Consider the following 21836-nt stretch of genomic DNA (forward strand, 5'->3'; position numbering starts at 1 on the left):
GGGTCCGCCCGGTCACCGCGCCCGCGCGTTTCAGCGCGCGTCCACCCGGGTGTCGTCCCGCGCGGGCCGCGCGTCCGCACGGGCCACCACCCTCGACGCGCCCGGTGCGCGTTCCCGGTCCAGCAGGCCCGCCGTGACCGCCACCGCCAGGCCGGCGACCGCGAGGGCCGCGCCGACCAGGGCCGGGGAGGTCCACCCCCAGCCCGCCGCGATCGCGGCGCCGCCCAGCCAGGCGCCGCCCGCGTTGGCGAGGTTGAACGCGGAGTGGTTGGAGGCGGACGCCAGGGTCGGGGCGTCCTTGGCCTTGTTCATGACCAGCATCTGGAGCGGCGTGGTCGTCATGAAGCCGACCCCGCCGAGCAGCACCACCAGCACCGGCGCGGCCCACCGCACATGGACGGCGAACGGGAAGAGGGCGAGGACGACGGCGAGCGCGCCGAGCGATCCGTACAGCGTCGGCCGCAGCGCCCGGTCCGTGAGCGGTCCCGCCGCGAGTGCGCCGAGCGTCATGCCGATGCCGAAGAGCGCGAGCACCGGCGTCACCGCGGACTCGCCGAAGCCCATCGCCTCGGTCGTCATGGCCGAGAGGTAGGAGTACACGGCGAAGACTCCGGCGAAGCCGAACACGGCGGTGAGCAGGCCGAGCAGCACCTGGCGGTCGCCGAGGGCGCGCAGCTCCCGGCCCAGGCCCTGGTGGGCGTCGACGGGCACCTGCGGTACGAGCCGGGCGAGCGCCGCCAGTGCGCAGAGCCCGATCGCCGCGACGACCAGGAACGTGGCCCGCCAGCCGAGGTGCTGGCCGAGCAGGGTGGCCGCCGGGACACCGACGACATTGGCGACGGTGAGGCCGAGGAACATGGTGGCCACGGCCCGCGCCCGGCGCCCCTCGGGGACCAGCCGGGCCGCGACGACCGCGCCGACGCCGAAGAACGCCCCGTGCGGCAGCCCGGCCAGGAACCGTCCGCCGAGCAGCCAGCCGAAGCCGGGGGCGAACGCGGAGGCGAGGTTGCCGACCGTGAAGAGGGCCATCAGCAGCAGGAGCATCCGCTTGCGCGGGATCCGGGAGCCGACGGCGGTGAGCAGCGGGGCTCCCACCACGACGCCGATCGCGTACGCCGAGACGAGGTAGCCGGCGGTGGGTACGGAGGTGCCCAGGTCGTCCGCGACATTGGGCAGCAGGCCCATCATCACGAACTCCGTGGTACCGATGCCGAAGGCGCTCACCGCGAGTGCGAGCAGGGCCAGGGGCATGAGGAGAGACCTTTCCGCAGGAAAGCCGGGCCCGCCCCGGCCGGGCAGGGCGGACCGGTGGGCGGGAGGCAGAGGAGGGAACCGGGCGGGCCGACGCGTGGCCGGTCCGGCGCCATCGCCGGACGCCCTTGGTTCCCGAACGGAACAAATTCTCTCAGACGGTTTGTTCCCGCGGGTGAACGGACCATTTCGTCAGAGTCCGTCCTCGGTGGCGGAACGGCTCAGCGCGCCACGGTCTCCCCTCGGTGGGGCGGAACGGCTCAGCGCGCCACGGTCTCCCCTCGGTGGGGCGGAACGGCTCAGCGCGCCACGGTTCGCCCTCGGCGGGACGGAACGGCCCGCCGCGTCACAGTTCCACGCGCGCCACGATCGGCAGGTGGTCGCTGTCCGTCGCCGCAAGCGTCCACGAGGACATCGGTTCGACGCCCTTCACCAGGATCTGGTCGATCCGCGCCATCGGGAACGAGGCCGGCCAGCTGAAGCCGAAGCCGTCGCCGGCCGCGCCCTGGGTGGAGCGCATCTGGGCGGTGACTCCGTTCAGCGCGCGGTCGTTCATCGTGCCGTTGAGGTCGCCGAGCAGGATCACCTTGCCGAGCCGTTCGTCGGCGATGGCCTCGCCCAGGGCGTCCGCGCTGTCGTCGCGCTGGTTGGCGGTGAATCCGGCGTGCAGCTTGACCCGTACGGACGGCAGATGCGCCACGTAGACGGCGACCTCGCCCTTCGGGGTCGTCACCGTGGAGCGCATCGCCCGGGTCCAGCCCATCTTGATGTCGACCGGCTTCGTGCCGCTCATCGGGTACTTGCTCCACAGGCCGACGGTCCCCTGCACCGAGTGGTACGGGTAGCGGTCGGCGAGTGCCGCCTCGTAGCTCGCCACCTTGCCGCTCGGCAGCTCCTCCAGGGCGATGACGTCGGCGCCGGAGTCCGCGACCTTACGGGCGGTGCCCTTGGGATCGGGGTTGTCGGCGTTGACGTTGTGGGTGGCCACGGTGAGGTCGCCGCCGCTGCCGGACTTGTCGGTGAGCAGACCGCCGAAGACGTTGACCCAGACCACGACCGGCAGCAGCAGGGCGATCAGCGCGGTCGCCGAGCGGCGCACCAGGCCCAGGACCAGCAGCAGCGGGACGAACACCCCGATCCACGGCAGGAACGTCTCGGAGAGGCTGCCCAGGTTGCCGATGGTGTTCGGGATCCTGGCGTGGAAGACCATCACGAGGGTGAGGAGGACCGAGCAGAGGGCGAGGACGATGCCGCGCCGCCAGATGCCCGGGTCGCGGGTCCACCTGTCGCGCAGGTCCCGGAGGCGGGATCCCGTCCCGGCACGCTCCGGTTCCGGTTCCGCACGGTCGTTCCCGGTGTCCGCTCCGTACGCCTGCACCATCGCGCTGTCCTCACTGCCTTGCCGTGCATGTCGCCGCGTCCACGACCCTAGGCGATGGGCGGCGAGATTCCTGCCGTCGACGACGGCTGTACTGCCACGAGGACGAAGGGCGGGGTCCGCCGGGTTCCGACCGGGCGGGGGCCATACGGGCTTGTGACAGAACGATCACAATCGGACGGGTCCGATTCCGGTTTCCGGGTCCGGGAGTGTCAGGCGCCCGGGAGTGCCGGGTGCCCGGAAGTGTCAGGCGTCGTCGGCCGGGCGGGGCGCCAGGCCCTCGACCAGGACCTGGACGATGCGGTCGGCGAGGTCCTCGGGCAGCGGCGCGTCGGGCCGGTGGACGGTGCGTACGAGCATGGGCCCCAGGAACAGGTCGTCCATCAGCCCCACGTCCAGGTCCGCGCGGAGTTCGCCGGCGTCGACCGCGCGCTGCACGGCGGCCAGCATGGCGACGCGGCGGGGCGCAATGACGTTGCAGTGGTACTCCGCCCACAGCTTGGGGTGGCTCTTCATCTGCGCGAACACGTTGTGCAGCAGGACCGAGGAGCGCTGGGCCAGGCCGCGCCTGCGCAGCGATTCCAGCAGCAGCCGCAGGTCGTCGAGCCCGGCGGTGCCGGAGACGGCGGGTTCCGGCGGCTCCATGTCGTTCAGGACATCGACGAAGAGTTCTTCCTTGCCGCTCCACCGCCGGTAGATGGTCGCCTTGCCGACCCCCGCGGTCCGGGCTATCCGCTCGATGGACAGGCCCGCCAGGGGCTCACCGGCCTCCAGCAGTTCGACGACGGCGTCCAGGATCGCCCGCTCGGCCGCCGCGCTGCGCGGCCGGCCCCGTCGTGGTTCCGAATCCTCCCGGAACGGCTGGTCCCGGTCCTGTACCTGTGCCTGTACCCGCACGTCGCTCCACCTCTCGCCGCACCGTCCGACCGCCGTCCCGATTCTCGCCGACGGTGGCGGTGGCTCAGTGCGCCGCCCCCGGTTCCGGGGGTCCGCCCGGTTCCCGGGGCGGCGCTCTCAGGTCTTCCGGGCCGCCGGTCTCACCGGCCCGCCCCCGCCGCGCGCACCGACCGGTCGCCCTCGCCGGATCCGCCGGGCCCCGGTTCGGCGCGCGGCTTCCCCGGCAGGAACAGCGCGACCACGAGGGCACCCACCAGGGCGATGGTCGCCGAACCGACGGCGGTGACATGCATGGCCTTCAGGAACGCCTCGTTGGCCGAGGCGACCAGCGGGGCGCCCGCCGGGCCCATCTTCTCCGCGATGCCGAGCGTCGCCTCGATCGACTCCCCCGCCGCCGCCCTGGCACCGGCCGGGACCGCGCCGAGGTGCCCCTCGATGTCGCCCCGGTAGACGGTGGAGAGCACCGAGCCGAGCACGGCGACCCCGAGCGCCCCGCCGACCTGCCGGAAGGTGTTGTTGACGGCCGATCCGGAACCGGCCTTCTCCCGGGGCAGCGCCTGCATCACCGAGACGGTGACCGGCGTCATCACATGCGCCATGCCCGTGCCCTGGACGAAGAAGAGCAGACACAGCACCCAGACCGGTGTGGTGCCGTCGAACAGCGCGAACGCCGCCAGTCCGACCGCGACCAGCAGCATGCCGACGGTGCAGGTGGCGCGGGCGCCGAAGCGGTCGACGAACAGCCGGGCCCGGGGCGCGAAGATGATCTGGGTGGCGGCCAGCGGCAGCAGCATCAGACCCGCCTGGAGCGCGCTCCAGCCGCGCACGCTCTGCATGTAGAAGGCGGAGAAGAAGGTCACCCCCATCAGGGCGAAGAAGACCAGCGCTATGGCGGCGACGGCCGCGGCGAACGACGGCTCCTTGAAGTACGAGATGTCGATGGCCGGGTGGGTGCTGTGCTTCTCGTGCCAGACGAACCCGGCCAGGACGAGCAGACCGCCGAGGCTCGACAGGAGCACGACGGGTTCGGTGAAGTCGGCGAGCTGGCCGCCGCGGATGATGCCGTACACCAGCAGCACCAGGCCGACGATGGAGAGCGCGACACCGAGCGGGTCGGTCCGGCCCGGGCTCGGGTCCCTGGAGTCCGGCACCAGCAGCATCATCGCGATCAGCGCCACGATCACCACGGGCACATTGACCAGGAAGATCGAACCCCACCAGAAGTGTTCGAGCAGCAGTCCGCCGGTGATCGGGCCGATCGCGATGGCCACACCGACACTGCCCGCCCAGATGCCGATGGCCCTGGGCTGCTCGTCGCGCTCGAAGACGTTCATCAGGACGGCGAGGGTGGCCGGCATGACGAACGCGGCGCCGAAGCCCATCAGGGCACGCCAGGTGATCAGCTGGGCGGGCGAGCCGGACATGGCGGCCAGCGCGGAGCCGACGCCGAAGAGCAGGATGCCGAAGAGCAGCACCTTCTTGCGGCCGATGCGGTCGCCGAGCAGGCCCGCGGTGAAGAGGAGTCCGGCGAAGACGAGCGTGTAGGCGTTGATCGCCCATTCCAGCTCGCTCTGGGTGGCCCCGAGGCCCGTGGGTGCGGGGCTGGCGATGGTCTTGACCGCGACGTTCAGGATCGAGTTGTCCAGCACGACGATGAGCAGGCTGAACATCAGGACGACGAGGATCGCCCAGCGGCGACGGTGGACCGCCTCCGGGATCTGGGATTCGGCAGCGCGAGCACCGGACGGTATCGACATGGCAAGGAGCTTATCCGATTTCGATACGAGACCGTCTCGTATTGGAAACATGTGACCGGTGAGGCCGCCTTCCGGCCATGCGCTCACCGTCATGTGCGGGCCCACTTCCCGTGGACCGTCACGGGATGCCACCATGGAACCGGTCCGGGGACGCCGTCAGGGCGCCTCGAGATGACGAAGGAGCCGTTCGCAATGTCGCTTCAGGCTGCGCGGAACCAGTCCGCAACATCCCCCGCGGGGGCCCCCACCGACAGCAGCAAGGCGCTGTACGGAGGCAAGAGCACCCGCCGTATCTCCATCCATGACATCGCCGCCGCCACCGAGCGCGGCGAGAAGTGGCCCATGCTCACCGCCTACGACGCGATGACCGCGTCCGTCTTCGACGAGGCCGGAATCCCGGTCATGCTCGTCGGCGACTCCATGGGCAACTGCCATCTCGGCTACGAGACCACCGTGCCCGTCACGATGGACGAGATCGCGATCCTCTCCGCCGCGGTCGTCCGGGGCACCAAGCGTGCCCTGATCGTCGCGGACCTGCCCTTCGGGGCGTACCAGGAGAGCCCGGTCCAGGCCCTGCGCAACGCCACCCGGCTGATCAAGGAGTCCGGCGTCGGCGCGGTCAAGCTGGAGGGCGGCGAGCGCAGCCACGAGCAGATCAAGCTGCTGGTCGACGCCGGAATCCCGGTCATGGCCCACATCGGCCTGACCCCGCAGTCCGTCAACGCGATGGGCTACCGGGTGCAGGGCCGCGGCGAGGAGGCCGCCCAGCAGATGCTGCGCGACGCCAAGGCCGTGCAGGACGCGGGCGCGTTCGCCGTCGTCCTGGAGCTCGTACCGGCCGAGCTGGCCGCCGAGGTCACCCGCACCCTGCACATCCCGACCGTCGGCATCGGCGCCGGCCCCGACACGGACGCCCAGGTGCTGGTCTACACCGACATGGTCGGACTGACCGGCGGCAAGGTGCCGCGCTTCACCAAGCAGTACGCGGACCTGCGCAAGGTGCTGGGCGACGCGGCGAAGGAGTTCGCGGAAGAGGTCGTGGGCGGCGCCTTCCCGGCCGCCGAGCACACCTTCCACTAGTTCCACCTGACCACTGCCCGCACCACCGACAGCCCGCCGACATCCCCCATCGGCGGGCTGTCGGCCCGCTGTCGGTGGACTGTCGGTGGCGGCTGGTCTGATGGTCGGCATGACGCGAATCGACAAGAACCCCAGGAGCGGCACGAACGCCGTCGAGGTACGGGGGCTGGTCAAGCACTACGGCACGACCAAGGCTCTGGACGGCGTGGACCTCGATGTCCGCGAAGGCACCGTGCTCGGTGTGCTCGGCCCCAACGGCGCCGGGAAGACCACGCTCGTACGCTGCCTCTCCACCCTGATCGTTCCCGACGCCGGGCACGCCACCGTGGCGGGCTACGACGTGGTGAAGCAGCCCCGGCAGCTGCGCCGCACCATCGGTCTGACCGGGCAGTACGCCTCGGTCGACGAGAAGCTCTCCGGCTGGGAGAACCTCTACATGATCGGGCGGCTGCTCGACCTGCCCCGCAAGACCGCCCGGTCCCGCGCGGACGAGCTGCTGGAGCGCTTCTCGCTCACCGACGCGGCCAAGAAGGCCGCGATGGACTACTCCGGCGGCATGCGGCGCCGGCTCGACCTGGCCGCCTCGATGATCGGCAGCCCGGCCGTCCTGTACCTGGACGAGCCGACGACGGGGCTGGACCCCCGCACCCGTAACGAGGTCTGGGACGAGGTGCAGCGGATGGTCGCGGAGGGGGCGACCGTGCTGCTCACCACCCAGTACATGGAAGAGGCCGAGCAGCTCGCCAACGAGCTGACCGTCATCGACAAGGGGAAGATCATCGCCCGCGGCGGTGTCGACGAGCTGAAGGCGAAGGTCGGCGGCCGCACCCTGCAGATCCGGCCCTCGGACCCGGCGCAGCTGGCCGCGATGGCGCAGGCCATCAGGGAGGCCGGTCTGGACGGTGTCGCGGGAGCGCAGGCCGTCCCGGACGAGGGGCTGCTGTACGTACCGATCCTCAGCGACGAACAGCTGACCTCCGTCATCGGCCTGCTCGGCACCCGGGGCTTCCCGCTGGCGCATGTCGCCACCGCGCTGCCCAGCCTGGACGAGGTGTTCCTGGCCATCACCGGCGAGAAGTCCGCTTCCGCCACCGACACGATCCCCGAGGAGGTCGCGGCATGAGCACGGCGACTCTGACACCCACGCCCACGCCCACCGAGTCCCCCCGGGCGAAGGCGGTCCACGACGAGGGCCGGATAGGGCTGCGGAACAATCTGCGCCACATCGGGGCGCTGGTGCGGCGCAACATGCTCCAGATCAAGAAGGATCCGGAGTCGATGTTCGACGCGCTCCTGATGCCGGTCATCTTCACGCTGCTGTTCGTGTACGTCTTCGGCGGCTCGGTAGGCGGCAGCATGGGCGGCGGCCGGCAGGAGTATCTGAACTACCTGATACCCGGCCTGATGGCGATGATGGGCATGAACATCGCCATGGCGGTCGGCTCCGGGGTCAACGACGACTTCCGCAAGGGCGTCATGGACCGGTTCCGGACGATGCCGATCGCCCGTTCCTCGGTGCTCATCGCGAAGATCGTGGTCGAGCTGGGCCGGATGATGGTCGCCACCCTCATCCTGCTGGCCATGGGCTTCGCCCTCGGCATGGAGCTCCAGGAGTCGGTGCTCGGGCTGATCGGGGCCATCGCGCTGTCGGCCGCGTTCGGCGCCGCCATCATGTGGATCTTCATCCTGCTCGGGCTGACCATGAAGACGACCCAGGCGGTTCAGGGAATGGGGATGCTCGTGCTGATGCCGCTCCAGTTCGGCTCCTCGATCTTCGCCCCGACGAAGACGATGCCCGGCTGGCTCCAGACGTTCACCGACTACAACCCGCTGTCCAACCTGGCCGACGCCGCGCGCGCCCTGATGATGGGCGGCCCGCTCGCCCACTCGGTCCTGGTGACGCTCGGCTGGACCGTGGTCATCACCGCGGTGATGGCCCCGATCGCGGTCTCCAGGTTCCGCAAGAAGTCCTGACGGACGGGGTCACTCCCGGTACGCGTCCACGAGGGCGGTGGCCTCCTCCAGGGAGAGGCCGCCGCCCTCGGCGTACGCGGTCTCGTAGGCGGCCCGGCCGAGCGCGGCGACGGCCAGTTCCTCCGCACGGGCCCAGTCGTCCCGCTCCATCGATGTCGGCACATGGCCCCGGGGCAGCAGCTCCCGGCCCGCCCCCAGCAGCCGGGCCGCGGTCGTGGCCCGCCGCTCGCCGCCGATGCCGGCCAACGAGCGGGCGAGGGCGACGAGATGGATGACGGACATCTGCGGCGCCACCAACTGCGACAGCCGGTCGTGGGACCGCTCCAGCGCCACCAGGCCCCGGGGCAGGGCGTCCGCGTACCGCCCGTCCTGGTTGTCCAGCCAGGCCACCGCGCCCAGCACGACCCCTTCGAAGATCGCCATGGTCTCGGAGTGGAACTCCTCGCGCAGTACGGCCAGTTGCTCGCGCGCCTCGCCGGTGCGACTACTGCGGCCCAGCCACATGGCCAGATGGAGCCGGGCGATGGACCTCGCATCGAGCCTCTCGGCGATCACCTCGCGCAGGATCGCCTCGCCCTCGGCGCCGCGGTCCATCTCGGTGAGCACGGCCGCGTATCTGGTGCGCAGGACCGCCACCTGGGAGGGGGCGCCCAGTTTGTTCGCATAGCCGATCGCGGCCTGGTAGTCCTCGGCCGCGCGCGTGTACTCGCCGCGCCGCTCGTGGGCCTCGCCCCGTGCCGAGAGCGCTTCGGCGACGCCCCAGTCGTCACCGATCCGGCTGAAGAGCTCCAGGCTCTCGTCGGCGTCCGTGCGCGCCTCGCCCGACCACTCGGGCCGGTTGGCCAGCACGTTGGCCCGCGTCTGGAGGGCCGCGGCGAGCTCCCATTCGTAGCCGAACTCCCGACAGGCGCGGACCGTCTCGTCCAGCAGCCCGCGCAGCCTGCCGGTCTCCCCGACGAGCATGACCGCGAAGAACCAGAGCGATGCCGGGACCCGGCAGGTCTGCGGCTGGCCGGCCCGGTAGGTGTTCGCGATGACACGCAGCCGGGCCATGCTCGGCTCGTCGGTCCACCTCTCCGTGGCGTGTTCCATGCTGACCAGCCGGATCAGGCCCGCCTGGCGGCGTGCCTCCTGGAGCAGCTCGGGCCCCATGGGCGGCGGTGCGTCGGTGCAGCGTTCGTGGATGGAGGGCGCGGGCTCGGCGGGCGGGGCGAAGGGGTCGGGGCCCAGCGCGGCGGCGGCTTCGGCCCAGTGCAGCGCGTCGCTGCTCAGATCGCGCATCTGCCAGTACCAGCACAGCGAGAGCACCATGCAGAGCGTCTCCTGCTCGTCGCGGGCGGCGACGGCGTTGCGCAGGGCGGTGCGGATGTTCTCGTACTCGCGCTGGAGGAGCGCGATGGCGGACCGCTGTCCGGCGCCGCGGAGCCGGGGTTCCGTGGTACGGACCAGCTCCCGGAAGAACACCTGGTGACGCCGGACCACGGGGTCCCGCTCGGCCGCCTCGTCGAGCCGTTCGGCGGCGTACTCGCCGACGGTCTCCAGCAGCCGGTAGCGCATCTCGCCGTCCTCGGCGGGCGCGGCGACGACGAGCGATTTGTCGACGAGGGAGCCGAGCAGCCCGGCGACCTCGCGCGCCTCCCGGGGCCCGTCCGCGCAGACCGCCTCGGCCGCGGTCAGGGTGCAGCCGCCCGCGAAGACGGAGAGCCCGCGCAGCACGGCGCGTTCGGATTCGTCGAGCAGGTCCCAGGACCAGTCGACGACGGCGCGCAGGGTCTGCTGGCGGGGCAGTACGGTGCGGGCTCCGCTGGTGAGCAGGCGGAACCGGTCGTCGAGCCGGTCGGCGATCTGGCGCGGGGTGAGCATCCGCAGCCGGGCGGCGGCGAGTTCGATGGCGAGCGGCAGCCCGTCGAGGCGGCGGCAGATCTCCGCCGCGGCGGCCGCGGTCTCCTCGTCGGCGTCGGTCCGGAAACCCGGCCGGGCGGCGGCGCCGCGGTCGGCGAACAGGCGCAGCGCCATCGGGTCGGGCAGCGGTTCGACGGGGCGGACGAACTCGCCCGGCACGCCGAGGGGTTCACGGCTGGTCGCGAGGACGGTGAGGTGCGGGCAGCGGGCGAGCAGGTGGTCGGCGAGGGCGGCGGCGGCCCCGACGAGGTGTTCGCAGTTGTCCAGGAGCAGCAGCATGCGGCGCCGGGAGCAGTACTCGGTGAGGCGTACGAGGGGGTCGCTCGCGTTTCCCTCGGCGACCCTGAGCTCCTCGGCACCGGCGCCGCGCAGGACGGTCTCGCGGGCGCCGAGCGCGGTCAGCACGGCCTCCGGCACCGCCTCGGGATCGTCGACGGGGGCGAGTTCGGCCAGCCAGACACCGTCCGGCCAGGCGGGCGCGACGGATTCGGCGGCCTCCTGGGAGAGCCGGGTCTTGCCCGCGCCGCCGGGGCCCAGGAGGGTGACGAGACGGGCGTGCGAGAGGTCCTCGCGCAGGACATCGATATCGCCCTCGCGCCCGACGAAACTGGTCAGCCGGGCCCGGAGGTTGCCCTGTGGTGCGGCGGGGGCCCCGGTGCGGGCGGGCAGGGGCGGGGCGGCCGGTGCGGCCGGGCGCGCGGGCTCCTGGCGGAGCAGCTCGGCGTGGAGCGAGCGCAGCTCGGGGCCGGGATCGGTGCCGAGACGGTCGGCGAGCACGGTGCGCACCTCGTCGTAGGCGGCCAGCGCCTGCGCCGTGCGCCCGGCGTCGCGCAGGGCCCGCAGCCGCAGGGCCTGAAGGGGTTCGTCGATCGGGTGCTCGGCGCACAGGGCGGCCAGTTCGGGCAGGGCCTCGTCCGCGTGGCCGAGCGCGAGGTCCGCGCGGAGCCTGTTGCGGCGGGCATCCAGCCGCCGGGCCTCCCAGCGGGCCGCGTCGGCGCCGCGGTCGGGCAGATCGGCCAGAACCGGCCCGCGCCACAGGCCGAGCGCGTCGTCGAGCACGGTCCGGGCCTTCGCCGCGTCGCCCTCCTCCAGCGCCCGCGCCCCCTCCCCCGCGAGCCGCTCGAAGCGGTGGAGGTCGATGGCGTCCGGCTCGGTGGCCAGCCGGTAGCCGCTGTCCGCGGAGACCACCGCGTCGTGGCCGACGGCCCGCCGGAGCCGGCCGACGAGTGCCTGGAGGGCGCCCACCGCGTCGGCGGGCGGCTCGCCGTCCCACACCTCGTCGACGAGCACGGCGGCCGGGACCGTGCGGCCGGGGCGCAGCGCGAGGACGGTGAGCAGGGCGCGCAGCCGCGCCCCGCCGAGGGCGACGGCCGTGCCGTCGTCGCGAAGTGCCCGGGTCGTTCCGAGGATGCAGTAGCGCACCGGCCTATTGTCCGTGACCGGGATCGAGATGGGCACACACGTCCGACCGTGCCCCTGTGCGCGGTATTCCTGGATCGTTCGTCATGCCCCCACCCTTTACGGAACCACCGCCCCGGCGCGAGACGTTTGTGGCGTGTCGGCGGTACGGTCGGGCTCGCCGCCCGCCGTACCGTTCCCTTCCGGCCACCCCTCAGGAGTTCGCCGATGACCACCACAGCAGCCCGCAGCGACCGGCGGATCAGCCCGGTCTTCCTCGGGATCGTCGCCGTGACGGCGGTGTCGGGATGGGCGGTGTGGACGGGCACCGGATATCCGTACGGCCTCGCGGTCTTCGTCTTCGTCACGGGGGCGTGGGTGGTCTCGCTCTGCCTGCACGAGTACGCGCACGCCCGCACCGCGCTGCACAGCGGGGACCTCTCGGTCGGCGCGAAGGGCTACCTCAGCCTCAATCCGCTCGCCTACACGCACGCTCTGCTCAGCATCGTGCTGCCGGTGCTGTTCGTGATCATGGGCGGTATCGGTCTGCCCGGCGGCGCCGTCTTCATCGAGCGGGGGCGGATCCGCGGTCGCTGGCGGCACAGCCTGATCTCGGCGGCGGGCCCGCTGACGAATGTGCTGTTCGCGCTGGTGTGCACGGCGCCGTTCTGGCTGCACGCGCTGGACGGCGTCCCGAGGGAGTTCCGGTACGCGCTGGCGTTCCTGGCCCTGCTCCAGGTCACCGCGGCGATCCTGAACTTCCTGCCGGTCCCCGGACTGGACGGGTACGGGGTGATCGAGCCCTGGCTGTCGTACCGGATCCGGCGCCAGGTGGAACCGTTCGCGCAGTTCGGGCTGCTCGCGGTGTTCGGCGTGCTGTGGATCCCGGAGGTCAACCATGTCTTCTTCGACATGGTCCACGGCGTGCTGGATTCGCTGGGCGTGAACGGCCTGGGGACGGAGTGCGGCCGTGCCGCCTACCGGTTCTGGGAGAACTGGAACGAGGAGTATCCGGTCTGCGCGGTCGGCCCGTGACCCGGCGGACCGGCCGTCATTCGGCGGTCTGTGCGCGCTGCCGGCGCAGGTAGAACCACGCCATGTTGGACGAGAGCCCGGCCAGCAGCACCCAGACGATCCCGAGCAGGCTGCCCTGGGCGAACGAGATCACGGCCGCGACGACGGCCAGGACACAGACGGTGATGGCGTAGAGAGCGAGTCGGGGCATGGGGGGCGGCTCCTGTCGGGGGTGATGCGCGGTCCCGTCCAGTGTCCCCCATGCCCCTTTCCGCTCGCCGCAGGGTGGGGCCGGGAGCGGCTCCGGCTCACATACCGGTGGTGGCCGGTCCGGCTCGGACGGCGATGGTGGCCGGTCCGGCTCAGACGTCGGTGGTACGGAGCCCGGCGTGCGCCTTGTAGCGGCGGTTGACCGAGATCAGGTTGGCGACCAGCGACTCCACCTGGTGCGCGTTGCGCAGCCGCCCGGCGAAGATGCCGCGCATGCCGGGGATCCGGCCCGCCAGCGCCTGTACGAGGTCGGTGTCGGCGCGGGCCTCGCCCAGCACCAGCACATCGGTGTCGATCTCCTCGATGGCCTCGTCCTGCAGCAGCACCGCCGAGAGGTGGTGGAAGGCGGCGGTGACCCGGGACTCCGGCAGCAGGGCGGCGGCCTGCTCGGCGGCGCTGCCCTCCTCGGGCTTCAGCGCGTAGGCGCCCTTCTTGTCGAAGCCGAGCGGGTTGACGCAGTCGACGACGAGCTTGCCCGCGAGTTCGTCCCGCAGCGACTCCAGGGTCTTGGCATGGCCGTCCCACGGCACGGCGACGATCACGACGTCGCTGCGGCGGGCGCACTCCGCGTTGTCCGCGCCCTCGACGCCGCGCCCCAGCTCCTCGGCGGCGCTCCGCGCACGGTCGGCGGCCCGGGAGCCGATGATCACCTGCTGCCCGGCACGGGCGAACCGGTAGGCCAGGCCGCGCCCCTGGGGTCCGGTGCCACCGAGCACCCCGACGGTCAGCCCGGAGACGTCGGGAAGGTCCCAGGGGTCCTTGGCGGGGGGCTTGGCCGCGCTGTCACTGCCATTCGTAGTCATGGCTCCGACATTACTGCCCGCCACGGAGCGGGACCCGGTGTCACCCCTCGTTCCCCGTTCGACTGGTTCGGAGCCGTTCCCCGGTGCCGGGCACGGGTCCTGGGGCATGATGCCGGGCCATGGATGCCGTACGCGTCGCCCTGCTCCGTGAAGTGCTCGCCGGGACCGAGTGGCCCGCCGCCACCCGGCGGTTCGCCGGAGCGCTGAGGTCGTCCGTCGTCCCGCACGGCGGCGGTCTGCTGCTGGTGGGGACGGCGGCGTACGAACCGTGGCATCTGGCCGCGCATCTGGTCGACGAGTCCACCTGGTCCGGGCTGCCGGAGCTGGCCCCCACCCTGGTACGCCACCGGGTGGAGCCGGGCGGCCCCGCGCATCTGGCCGTCGGTCTGGGCCGGATCGAGGCGGCCGGGCGGGGCGAGACGCTGCTCCTGGTGGCCCCGGAGCGGCCCGGCGCGGGGCTGCTGGAGCGGGTGCACGACGCGCGGCGCGCGGGGGCCACGGTGCTCTCGCTGAACGACGGCGACCCGGAGGTGCGCGGGCTCGCCCACGAGACGCTCACGGTGACCGGCGGCGACGACGTCGACCTGGACACCGTGCAGCATCTGGTGAGCGCGGCGGCCGGGGAGAACAGCGCCCCCGCGCCACGTGGCCGCCGCGGCTTCCGGGACCGGCTGTCCCGGCTCGCCGATCAGCTGACGTCCCCTCCTCCCGCCCGCTGGTGAGAGCCCGGCGGCCGGGCAGAGGGGCCGCCGCGGAAATTCCGTTGCGGCGGCACCTGCCGCGCCGGAGCATGGCCCCCCGTGACCACTGCTCCGTCCCCGGCCGCCCGGCTGGCCGCTCTGCTGCCCGATCTCTCGCCCCTGCGCTCCTCCGCCGACTTCCGGCTGCTGTGGATCCAGGGCCTGGTGACGTACTTCGGCAGCTTCATGGCGATGATCGCGCTGCCGCTCCAGATCAAGGAGCTGACGGGTTCGCCGCTGGCCGTCGGTGTGATGGGCGCGGTCGAGCTGGTGCCGCTGGTCGTCTTCGGTCTGTACGGCGGGGCGCTCGCGGACTCCGCGGACCGCCGCAAGGTGATCCTGGCCACGGAGGCGGGGCTGGGGCTGCTCGCTCTGGTGCTCCTGGGGAACGCGGCGCTGTCCGGTCCAATGCTCTGGCCGCTCTACCTGGTCGCGGCCGGGGTCTCCGCGCTCGCCGGGCTCCAGCGGCCCGCGCTGGACTCCCTGATGGCCAGGATCGTGCCGCACGAGCAGCTGACCGCAGCCGCCGCGCTGAACTCGCTGCGCTGGCAGTTCGGCGCGATCACCGGTCCCGCGGTGGCGGGCCTGGTGGTGGCCTACGCCGGGCACGCCACGGCGTACGCGGTCACGGTGGCCACGTTCGCCGTCTCCGTGCTCCTGTGTCTGCGCCTGACGCCCGCACCGCCCGCCCGGGACAACGCGAAGCCGTCGCTGCGCGGCATCGTGGAGGGCGCGAAGTACGCCTGGAGCCGACCGGTGCTGCTGGGGACGTACGCGGTCGACATGGCCGCGATGTTCTTCGCCTTCCCGAACGCGATCTTCCCGTTCCTGGCGGACGACCTGCACGCCGACTGGTCGCTGGGCCTGATGTACGCCGCGGACTCGGTCGGATCGCTGGTGCTGGGACTGACCAGCGGCTGGACGTCGCGGGTGCGGCGGCACGGGCTGTTCGTGGTCTTCGGGGCGGCGGTCTGGGGGCTGGCCATCGCGGCGGCCGGGTGGTTCGGCAATGTGTGGCTGGTGCTGGTCTGCCTGGCGGTGGCGGGCGCGGGCGACATGCTCAGCGGTCTCGGCCGCTCCACGATCTGGAACCAGACCATCCCGGAGGAGCTGCGGGGCCGGCTGGCGGGCATCGAGGTGCTCTCGTACAGCATCGGCCCGCAGCTGGGCCAGGTGCGGGCCGGTGCGATGGCGGGCTGGACGGGGACCCGCTCGGCGATCTGGAGCGGCGGTGTGGCGTGCGTGGCCTCGGTCGCGCTGCTCACGGCAGCGCTTCCGAAGCTGCTCACCTACGACTCCGAGACGGACGAGGACGCGCTGCGCAGGCGGGAAGCCAGGAAGTCCAGCCCGTCACCCGACAGGCTCTGAGGAGCGGGCCCCCCGGGGCGGGGGCCCGGCGCGGCGCCCCGGGTCATGCCTCCGGATCGGGCGGCGTGCCCCCGTCGTGCCACTTGGGGTCGTTCTCCCACTCCAGGTTCCGCTCCCGGGCGGTGTCCATGGCGTGCTGTGCCTCCTCGCGGGAGGCGTACGGCCCGAAACGGTCCTTGGCCGGGCACTCGGGGCCCTCCTCGACCTTGTGATGCTCCAGGCAGTAGTACCACTCGCCCGGCTTGCCGACCGTGCGCTTCTTGAACAGGGCCATCAGCGGCTCCTTCCCTCGGGGCCATGCTGCCCCAAGCGCGCTGGTTAGACTCGCTGACATGTCTGGCCAGTCGCTGCTCGCACCCGGGGAGATCACTCCCATCCGCTCCGTGCCCGGAAAGATCCGGCGCCCCGAATACGTGGGCAAGCCGGCCCCCACCCCGTACACCGGTCCGGAGGTCCAGGACACCGACACCGTCGAGCGCATGCGCGTCGCCGGCCGGATCGCCGCGCAGGCGATGGCGGAGGCCGCGAAGCACATCGCCCCGGGCGTCACGACGGACGAACTCGACCGGGTCGCCCATGAGTTCATGTGCGACCACGGCGCGTACCCGTCGACGCTCGGCTACCGCGGGTTCCCCAAGTCGCTCTGCACCTCGCTCAACGAGGTGATCTGCCACGGCATCCCGGACTCCACGGTGCTGCGCGACGGCGACATCGTGAACCTCGACGTCACGGCGTACATCAACGGTGTGCACGGCGACAACAACGCCACGTATCTCTGCGGCGACGTGGACGAGGAGTCCCGGCTCCTCGTGGAGCGCACCGAGGAGTCGCTGAACCGGGCGATCAAGGCGGTCCGGCCGGGGCGGCAGGTCAATGTGATCGGGCGGGTCATCGAGTCGTACGCCAAGCGCTTCGGCTACGGGGTGGTGCGGGACTTCACCGGGCACGGGATCAATTCCTCGTTCCACTCCGGCCTGATCATTCCGCACTACGACAGCCCGCACGCGACCACCCTGATGCAGCCCGGAATGACGTTCACCATCGAGCCGATGCTGACGCTGGGCAGCCATGACTACGACATGTGGGACGACGGCTGGACCGTGGTGACGAAGGACCGCAGGCGCACCGCGCAGTTCGAGCACACGCTGGTGGTGACGGAGACGGGCGCCGAGATCCTGACGCTCCCGTAGTCCCCCGTCCCCGTCCCCGTCCCCCGGACAGTTCCTCCCCGAAAGCGGCCGCCCCCGGGCGGCCGCTTTCGCGTACCCCCCGCAGAGGCGGAACCAGGCGTATCGTTTTTACCGACAGGGCGTCGGGAAGTTATTGACTTAGGTAAGCCTAAGTAGGAAGATCGGGGTTGTCGACAGCCCCCGCCGCAGTACGCGGTCGCTGCCGATATTTCCGTCTCTTTCTGGACTTCCCGTCCCCCTCGGTCCCCGGAGGCCCGCCTTGGACGCAACCGCCGCCACCACGCCCTTCTCGACGCTCATCCGCATCGCGTCGCACGAGCAGCACACCGAGGCGGAGACCTCGACCTTCATGAGCGACCTGCTGGGCGGGCGGCTCGGAGTGGACGCCTACACGCGCTACACCGAGCAGCTGTGGTTCGTGTACCGGGCGCTGGAGGAGGGGGCGCAGGCGTTGCACGGCGATCCGGTCGCCGGTCCCTTCATACGGCCCGAGCTGATGCGCACCGCCGAGCTGGAGCGCGATCTGGCCCATCTGCGGGGTGCGGACTGGCGCGAGGGCCTGGAGCCGCTGCCCGCCACGGCCGCGTACGCCGCCCGGGTCGCCGAGTGCGCCCGCAGCTGGCCGGCCGGCTATGTCGCGCACCACTACACCCGCTACCTCGGCGACCTCTCCGGCGGCCAGATCATCCGTGACAAGGCGGAGAAGACCTGGGGTTTCGCGCGCAAGGGCGACGGGGTCCGGTTCTACGTCTTCGAGGAGATATCCAACCCCGCCTCGTTCAAGCGGGGTTACCGCGAGCTGCTGGACGCGGTGGACGCGGACGACCTGGAGAAGCAGCGGATCGTCGACGAGTGCAAGCGCGCGTTCGCGCTGAACACGGCGGTGTTCCGGGAGCTGGGCGAGGTGTTCCCGCTCAGCGCGTAGTGCCTTGCCGGGCGCGGACGGCGGCGAGTGTCACGCGGCCCCCGACCTCCACCGTGCCGTCGGGCGCGGGAGCGGTGAGGATCTGGGAGCCGCGTCCTTGCGTGATGTTGAGGGCGCGCCCCAGCTCCGCGCTGAGCAGCAGCGCCGCCGCCCCCGTCGCCTCGTCCTCCACGATGTTGTCGTCGCGCCGGGGGAACGCCCGCGCCCTGACCCGGCCGGCCGCCTCGTCCTCCCAGGCCCACACGTACAGCCAGCCCTCCCCCGGCGGCGGCCCAGTCAGCGCCTCGACCTCGGCGGCGGACCCGTACCGCTCCAGCGTGCGCGGGGGTGCCCACTCGGGGCGGGCGGTGATCCAGCTGAACTCGCCGTCCTGACGGGCGAAGACCTCCCCGACCGGAAGCTCCAGGATCTCCAGGTCGAGCAGCCAGGCCGTGCCGACGAGCGGATGCCCGGCGAACGGGAGGCGGAGACCCGGGGTGTAGATGTCGACGTGTCCGCGCTCGGGGTCGTCGACGAACACCGTCTCGCTGAAGCCGAGCCGCCCGGCCAGCGCCTGCCGGGACGCCCGGTCCGGGTAGGCGCTGCCGTCGCGCACCACGCCGAGGGCGTTGCCGTGCCGGCCGTCGGGGCCGCAGAACACGCGTAGTACGTCGATGCCCGCGGGTACGTCGAAGTCGCTGTCGCTCACGTCAGCATTCAAGCACCGCCCGGGTGGCGGCTGTTCGGCCGGTCCACCCGGGCGGTGCGGTCGTGGGACGCGGACGGGTCAGGCGGTGCGGCGGCGGGCCGCGATCACGACTCCGGCACCGGCCGCCACGACCACACCCGAGGCGGCGAACAGGGCGCCCGCCGGGAGTTCGGAGCCGGTGGCGGCGAGGGAGCCCGCGCCGCCGGCCGAACCGCCGACCGCGCCGCCCACGGAGCCGCCTGCGGAGCCGCCGCCCACGCTGCCCCCGGCGGTCGCGGTGCCGCCCGTCGAGCCGGAACCGCCCGCGGAACCGGAACCGCCCGCGGCGCCCGGGAGTTCGGCGTCCTTGTCGAGGGCGACCGCGACGGTCAGCGCGTCGAGCTGCTCGCCGGCCCGGTACATGCCGCCGAAGGCCTTGGTGCCGTCGGCGGTGAGGGTCGCCGGGACGGCCGAGAGGTTCACCACGCCGTTCTTGGCGGCGAGTCGGCCCTTCGGCACCTTCAGGTCCGCGACGGCCAGACCGGTGTACGTGGAGACCTTCTTGGTCGTGCGGTCCTTGGTGGAGACGTCCGCGATCAGGGTGCCCTTCGTGCCGTTCACCTGGATCTCCATGCCGGTCAGGGAGAGGTCGAGGGTGTACGCGCCGTTCTCCTCGTGGCCCAGGAAGCGGACCTTGCCGTGGAATTCGGCGTTCAGGCTCTGCTTCGTGGCGTCGAAACGGCCGGTCGCGTCGGAGAACCGGTAGCCGTCACCGGAGGCGGTGGCACCGGCCGTCGTCTCGACCTTGCCGTGGGCGATCGGGCCCGTGACGTACGTACGGAAGGACTTCTTGACGCCCCAGTCCAGGGTGCCGTCGACGACGTCGCCCCGGTCGGCGGCGGCCGGCTTGTCGGTGTCCGAGGGGGACGGGGGCGCGGTCGAGGTGGGCTTCCCGGTCGGCTCGGTGGTCGGCCCGGTCGGCTTCGTGGTGGGCTTCGTGGTGGGCTTTCCGGTCGGCTCGGTGGTCGGCTCCTCCGTGGGCTCGGTGGTCGGGGGCGTGACCGCCTTCACCGAGAGGGTGGCCGGGTCGAGCGCGTCGCCCTCCTTGTACTGGCCGTCGAACGCCTCGGAGCCCGCCTTCGTCAGCGTCGCCGGGATGTCCTTGAAGACCATCGCGCCGCCCTCGCCCCGGCCCGGCTTCACCGCCGAGAGGTCGAGAGCCGCGAACTTCACGTCGTCGCGGGTGCCCTGGGGAGTCGTGACGTCGACGGTGATCGCGCCGCCGGTACCGGTCGTGGCGAGCTTCACGTCGGAGAGCGTGATGTCGAGAACGCCCCCGTGGGCGTAGAAGTTGACGCCGCCGCCGAAGGCGGTGTCGGTGCCGTGCGTGGCGGTGTCGTACGTGCCCTTGCCGCCGGCGAAGGTGAACACGCCGTTGTCGGGCGCCTGGGTGGCACCGTCCTTGACGGTGATCTTCCCGCCGGAGAACGACGAGGCGAGGTACTTGCGGAAGGACTCCTTGACGCCCCATTCGAGCGTGCCGTCCTTCAGCTCCAGCGTCGGCGCCGCGGCGGCGGCTCCACCGGCTGCGGGACCGTCGGCGGCGAGCGCCGGAAGGGCGAACACGGTGGCGCCGAGGGCGGCGGCGGTGGCGACTGCGGCGGTGAGGGCTATGGGGCGGCGGGTGGCTGCCATGGTCGTTGGTCTCCTCAGGAACAGGGGGTGGGACGGGGGACGGGGGTCTAGACCCTGTCCGGCGGATCAGGGTCGGACAGGCCTAGTCGGTCTTCCGCGGGGTGCCGCGGCGACGGGCGAGGTACAGCGCGCCCGCCGCGACGGCGAGCACGCCCGCACCGCCGAGGACCGGATACAGGCCGGTGCTGGAGTCGGCTGCCTCAGCCGCGGCGGGGGTGGCCTTCTCCGTCGATGCGGCGGACGGCTGGGACGACGGGTCGGGGGCGCTGCCCAGGTCGGGCAGGGCGGGCAGTTCGGCCCCGGCATCGACGACGACGGCCAGCGAGACCGGGTCCATCGCGGTGCCCGCCCGATAGAGCGAGCCGAACGCCTCGGCGCCGTCGGCGGTGAGGGTGGCGGGAGCTTCGGCGAGGACGGCGAGACCGTCCTTCGGCGCGAAGTCCTTCGCGGTGAAGGTGACGAGCGGGACGGCCCTGCGCCGGTCGCCGTCGCCGTGGACGTCGGCCAGGAGCGTGCCCTTGCCCGCCTTCACCCGGACCGCGACGGCCGACAGTTCCAGATCGAGCCCGTCGGCGCCGGTGAACCGGACGCTGCCCGCGAATTCGGCGTCCAGGGTCTGCCTCGCCGGGTCGTACGTGCCCTTGCCGCGCGGGAAGCGGAAAAGCGCCCCGCCGTCCTGGGCGCCCCCGGCGAGGGTCCACTTCCCCTTGCCGATGGAGCCGGTGACGTACTCGCGGAAGGTCCGGCGGACACCCCAGTCGACGGCGGCGTCCTCGAAGCGTCCGGCGGCCGTCGCGGTCTTCCTCGGCTCCGGCTTCTTTCCGGGGGACTTGGCGGCGGCGGGCTTCCCGGCCGGGGCGGAGGTGTCCACGGAGAGGCTGACCGGGTCGAGCGGGGTGCCGGCCGTGTAGTAGCCGGCGAACGCCTTGGCGCCCTGCGCGGTCAGGGTCGCCGGGACGTTGCGGAGGGCGATGGGGGTGGTACCGCCCTTCATGTCGATCCCGGACAGGCCGAGCGTCGCGAGCGGCACCTGGGCGGCCGAGGTCACCCGGCCGCTCCCCCGGTCCTTGCTGACCATGTCGGCGTACAGGGTGCCGCCGCCGCCCGCGATGCGGACGGTGGGGCGGCTGATGGTGAGGTCCAGTTCGTGGCTGCCGTCGGTTTTCCGGTGGCCGAGGAAGTGGACCCCGCCGGCGAAGGCCGAGGCGAAGGCGCCGGTCGCCGGGTCGTAGGAACCGGTGGCGGAGTGGAAGCGGAACTGGCTGCCGCCGACCGTGGCGGCGCCGCCGGTCAGGCTCCAACTGCCTTTCGCGATCGGGCCGGTGACATAGCTCTGGAAGGAGGGCTTGATGCCCCAGTCCAGCCTGCCGCCCTGCACCGTACGGCCCGCCGCCTGCGCGGCGGTGGCGGGGAGCAGGACTCCCAGCACCGCCGTCAGGAGCGTGACGGCGAGTGCGCGGGCAGGTCTGGACGGCAGCATGGAACCCCTCCGAGGTCTGGAAACTGAGGTAAGGCTAACCTAAGCTA

Annotated in this window: 19 protein-coding genes; 8 read left to right on the forward strand and 11 right to left on the reverse strand. The window is 72.3% G+C overall.

The features are described from left to right. Positions 1–30 precede the first annotated feature (30 nt). The 4 genes from ACFVX4_RS01385 to ACFVX4_RS01400 all read right to left on the reverse strand — a co-directional run bounded on the left by ACFVX4_RS01385 (position 31) and on the right by ACFVX4_RS01400 (position 5283). A complete protein-coding gene (locus tag ACFVX4_RS01385; protein WP_389970685.1) occupies positions 31–1251 on the reverse strand; it encodes an MFS transporter in 1221 nt (406 codons plus the stop codon). Positions 1252–1597: 346 nt separating this feature from the next. Beyond that, the gene (locus ACFVX4_RS01390) at positions 1598–2632 is read right to left on the reverse strand and encodes an endonuclease/exonuclease/phosphatase family protein (protein WP_389970689.1); all 1035 of its coding nucleotides are present in this window, start codon (positions 2630–2632) and stop codon (positions 1598–1600) included. A 243-nt stretch (positions 2633–2875) separates the two neighbouring features. Further along, positions 2876–3526 (reverse strand): TetR/AcrR family transcriptional regulator, encoded by a 651-nt coding sequence (locus ACFVX4_RS01395; RefSeq protein ID WP_389970692.1) that lies wholly within the window; start codon positions 3524–3526, stop codon positions 2876–2878. Positions 3527–3666: 140 nt separating this feature from the next. Continuing rightward, positions 3667–5283 carry an MFS transporter gene (locus ACFVX4_RS01400; protein WP_389970695.1) on the reverse strand — a complete coding sequence of 539 codons (1617 nt, stop codon included), beginning with the start codon at positions 5281–5283 and terminating at the stop codon, positions 3667–3669. A 192-nt stretch (positions 5284–5475) separates the two neighbouring features. On the opposite strand from ACFVX4_RS01400, the gene panB reads away from it, so the two are divergent. The 3 genes from panB to ACFVX4_RS01415 all read left to right on the forward strand — a co-directional run bounded on the left by panB (position 5476) and on the right by ACFVX4_RS01415 (position 8337). Continuing rightward, on the forward strand, positions 5476–6363 hold the full coding sequence (gene panB, locus ACFVX4_RS01405; protein WP_389970698.1) for a 3-methyl-2-oxobutanoate hydroxymethyltransferase: 888 nt from the start codon (positions 5476–5478) through the stop codon (positions 6361–6363). A 100-nt stretch (positions 6364–6463) separates the two neighbouring features. After that, positions 6464–7486, forward strand: a complete 1023-nt coding sequence (locus ACFVX4_RS01410) for an ATP-binding cassette domain-containing protein (RefSeq protein WP_385327374.1) — start codon at positions 6464–6466, stop codon at positions 7484–7486. Beyond that, on the forward strand, positions 7483–8337 hold the full coding sequence (locus tag ACFVX4_RS01415; protein ID WP_389970701.1) for an ABC transporter permease: 855 nt from the start codon (positions 7483–7485) through the stop codon (positions 8335–8337). Before ACFVX4_RS01410 ends, ACFVX4_RS01415 begins: the two co-directional genes overlap by 4 nt. Positions 8338–8346: 9 nt before the next feature. Here the strand turns inward: ACFVX4_RS01415 and ACFVX4_RS01420 are convergent, their stop codons facing one another. Next, positions 8347–11661, reverse strand: a complete 3315-nt coding sequence (locus ACFVX4_RS01420) for a BTAD domain-containing putative transcriptional regulator (RefSeq protein ID WP_389970704.1) — start codon at positions 11659–11661, stop codon at positions 8347–8349. A gap of 204 nt (positions 11662–11865) precedes the next feature. Between ACFVX4_RS01420 and ACFVX4_RS01425 the strand changes: the two genes are divergently transcribed. Continuing rightward, complete coding sequence (locus tag ACFVX4_RS01425; RefSeq protein WP_389970707.1) at positions 11866–12672, forward strand: site-2 protease family protein; 807 nt, start codon at positions 11866–11868, stop codon at positions 12670–12672. A 16-nt stretch (positions 12673–12688) separates the two neighbouring features. Here ACFVX4_RS01425 and ACFVX4_RS01430 read toward each other — a convergent pair whose 3' ends face one another. Together ACFVX4_RS01430 and npdG are read right to left on the reverse strand one after the other, a co-directional pair. Then, positions 12689–12862 (reverse strand): hypothetical protein, encoded by a 174-nt coding sequence (locus tag ACFVX4_RS01430; protein WP_356481761.1) that lies wholly within the window; start codon positions 12860–12862, stop codon positions 12689–12691. Between the two features lie 151 nt (positions 12863–13013). Then, positions 13014–13724, reverse strand: coding sequence for an NADPH-dependent F420 reductase (npdG, locus tag ACFVX4_RS01435; RefSeq protein ID WP_389970710.1), 711 nt, complete (start codon positions 13722–13724; stop codon positions 13014–13016). A 119-nt stretch (positions 13725–13843) separates the two neighbouring features. Here npdG and ACFVX4_RS01440 point away from each other — a divergent pair, with 119 nt between their 5' ends. Both ACFVX4_RS01440 and ACFVX4_RS01445 read left to right on the forward strand, forming a co-directional pair. Beyond that, positions 13844–14446: a hypothetical protein gene (locus tag ACFVX4_RS01440; RefSeq protein ID WP_389970713.1), complete on the forward strand. Its 603-nt coding sequence runs from the start codon at positions 13844–13846 to the stop codon at positions 14444–14446. 78 nt (positions 14447–14524) lie between these two features. Next, positions 14525–15832, forward strand: coding sequence for an MFS transporter (locus ACFVX4_RS01445; RefSeq protein ID WP_389970716.1), 1308 nt, complete (start codon positions 14525–14527; stop codon positions 15830–15832). Between the two features lie 43 nt (positions 15833–15875). On the opposite strand, the gene ACFVX4_RS01450 is transcribed toward ACFVX4_RS01445, so the two are convergent. After that, positions 15876–16106, reverse strand: a complete 231-nt coding sequence (locus ACFVX4_RS01450; protein ID WP_389970719.1) for a hypothetical protein — start codon at positions 16104–16106, stop codon at positions 15876–15878. A 58-nt stretch (positions 16107–16164) separates the two neighbouring features. Between ACFVX4_RS01450 and map the strand changes: the two genes are divergently transcribed. Both map and ACFVX4_RS01460 read left to right on the forward strand, forming a co-directional pair. Then, positions 16165–17022, forward strand: a complete 858-nt coding sequence (gene map / locus ACFVX4_RS01455) for a type I methionyl aminopeptidase (protein ID WP_389970722.1) — start codon at positions 16165–16167, stop codon at positions 17020–17022. A gap of 259 nt (positions 17023–17281) precedes the next feature. After that, the gene (locus ACFVX4_RS01460; RefSeq protein ID WP_389970725.1) at positions 17282–17947 is read left to right on the forward strand and encodes a heme oxygenase (biliverdin-producing); all 666 of its coding nucleotides are present in this window, start codon (positions 17282–17284) and stop codon (positions 17945–17947) included. Here ACFVX4_RS01460 and ACFVX4_RS01465 read toward each other — a convergent pair. The 3 genes from ACFVX4_RS01465 to ACFVX4_RS01475 form a co-directional block, all read right to left on the reverse strand. Then, on the reverse strand, positions 17937–18635 hold the full coding sequence (locus ACFVX4_RS01465; RefSeq protein ID WP_389970727.1) for a PhzF family phenazine biosynthesis protein: 699 nt from the start codon (positions 18633–18635) through the stop codon (positions 17937–17939). The genes ACFVX4_RS01460 and ACFVX4_RS01465 overlap by 11 nt on opposite strands. Before the next feature lie 78 nt (positions 18636–18713). Continuing rightward, positions 18714–20309, reverse strand: a complete 1596-nt coding sequence (locus ACFVX4_RS01470; protein ID WP_389970730.1) for an HtaA domain-containing protein — start codon at positions 20307–20309, stop codon at positions 18714–18716. Positions 20310–20391: 82 nt separating this feature from the next. Continuing rightward, a complete protein-coding gene (locus ACFVX4_RS01475) occupies positions 20392–21789 on the reverse strand; it encodes an HtaA domain-containing protein (protein WP_389970733.1) in 1398 nt (465 codons plus the stop codon). Between the last annotated feature and the right edge of the window lie 47 nt (positions 21790–21836).

It is taken from the genome of Streptomyces sp. NPDC058240, assembly GCF_042882135.1.
GTDB lineage: Bacteria > Actinomycetota > Actinomycetes > Streptomycetales > Streptomycetaceae > Streptomyces.

What these genes read in the sequence shown, in the direction of transcription:
- ACFVX4_RS01440 (WP_389970713.1), top strand. Translation starts at nt 13,844, where the DNA reads ATGGATGCCGTACGCGTCGCCCTGCTCCGTGAAGTGCTCGCCGGGACC.
- map (WP_389970722.1), top strand. Translation starts at nt 16,165, where the DNA reads ATGTCTGGCCAGTCGCTGCTCGCACCCGGGGAGATCACTCCCATCCGC.
- ACFVX4_RS01390 (WP_389970689.1), bottom strand. Translation starts at nt 2,632, where the DNA reads ATGGTGCAGGCGTACGGAGCGGACACCGGGAACGACCGTGCGGAACCG.
- ACFVX4_RS01400 (WP_389970695.1), bottom strand. Translation starts at nt 5,283, where the DNA reads ATGTCGATACCGTCCGGTGCTCGCGCTGCCGAATCCCAGATCCCGGAG.
- panB (WP_389970698.1), top strand. Translation starts at nt 5,476, where the DNA reads ATGTCGCTTCAGGCTGCGCGGAACCAGTCCGCAACATCCCCCGCGGGG.
- ACFVX4_RS01410 (WP_385327374.1), top strand. Translation starts at nt 6,464, where the DNA reads ATGGTCGGCATGACGCGAATCGACAAGAACCCCAGGAGCGGCACGAAC.
- ACFVX4_RS01470 (WP_389970730.1), bottom strand. Translation starts at nt 20,309, where the DNA reads ATGGCAGCCACCCGCCGCCCCATAGCCCTCACCGCCGCAGTCGCCACC.
- ACFVX4_RS01430 (WP_356481761.1), bottom strand. Translation starts at nt 12,862, where the DNA reads ATGCCCCGACTCGCTCTCTACGCCATCACCGTCTGTGTCCTGGCCGTC.
- ACFVX4_RS01385 (WP_389970685.1), bottom strand. Translation starts at nt 1,251, where the DNA reads ATGCCCCTGGCCCTGCTCGCACTCGCGGTGAGCGCCTTCGGCATCGGT.
- ACFVX4_RS01475 (WP_389970733.1), bottom strand. Translation starts at nt 21,789, where the DNA reads ATGCTGCCGTCCAGACCTGCCCGCGCACTCGCCGTCACGCTCCTGACG.
- ACFVX4_RS01425 (WP_389970707.1), top strand. Translation starts at nt 11,866, where the DNA reads ATGACCACCACAGCAGCCCGCAGCGACCGGCGGATCAGCCCGGTCTTC.
- ACFVX4_RS01450 (WP_389970719.1), bottom strand. Translation starts at nt 16,106, where the DNA reads ATGGCCCTGTTCAAGAAGCGCACGGTCGGCAAGCCGGGCGAGTGGTAC.
- npdG (WP_389970710.1), bottom strand. Translation starts at nt 13,724, where the DNA reads ATGACTACGAATGGCAGTGACAGCGCGGCCAAGCCCCCCGCCAAGGAC.
- ACFVX4_RS01415 (WP_389970701.1), top strand. Translation starts at nt 7,483, where the DNA reads ATGAGCACGGCGACTCTGACACCCACGCCCACGCCCACCGAGTCCCCC.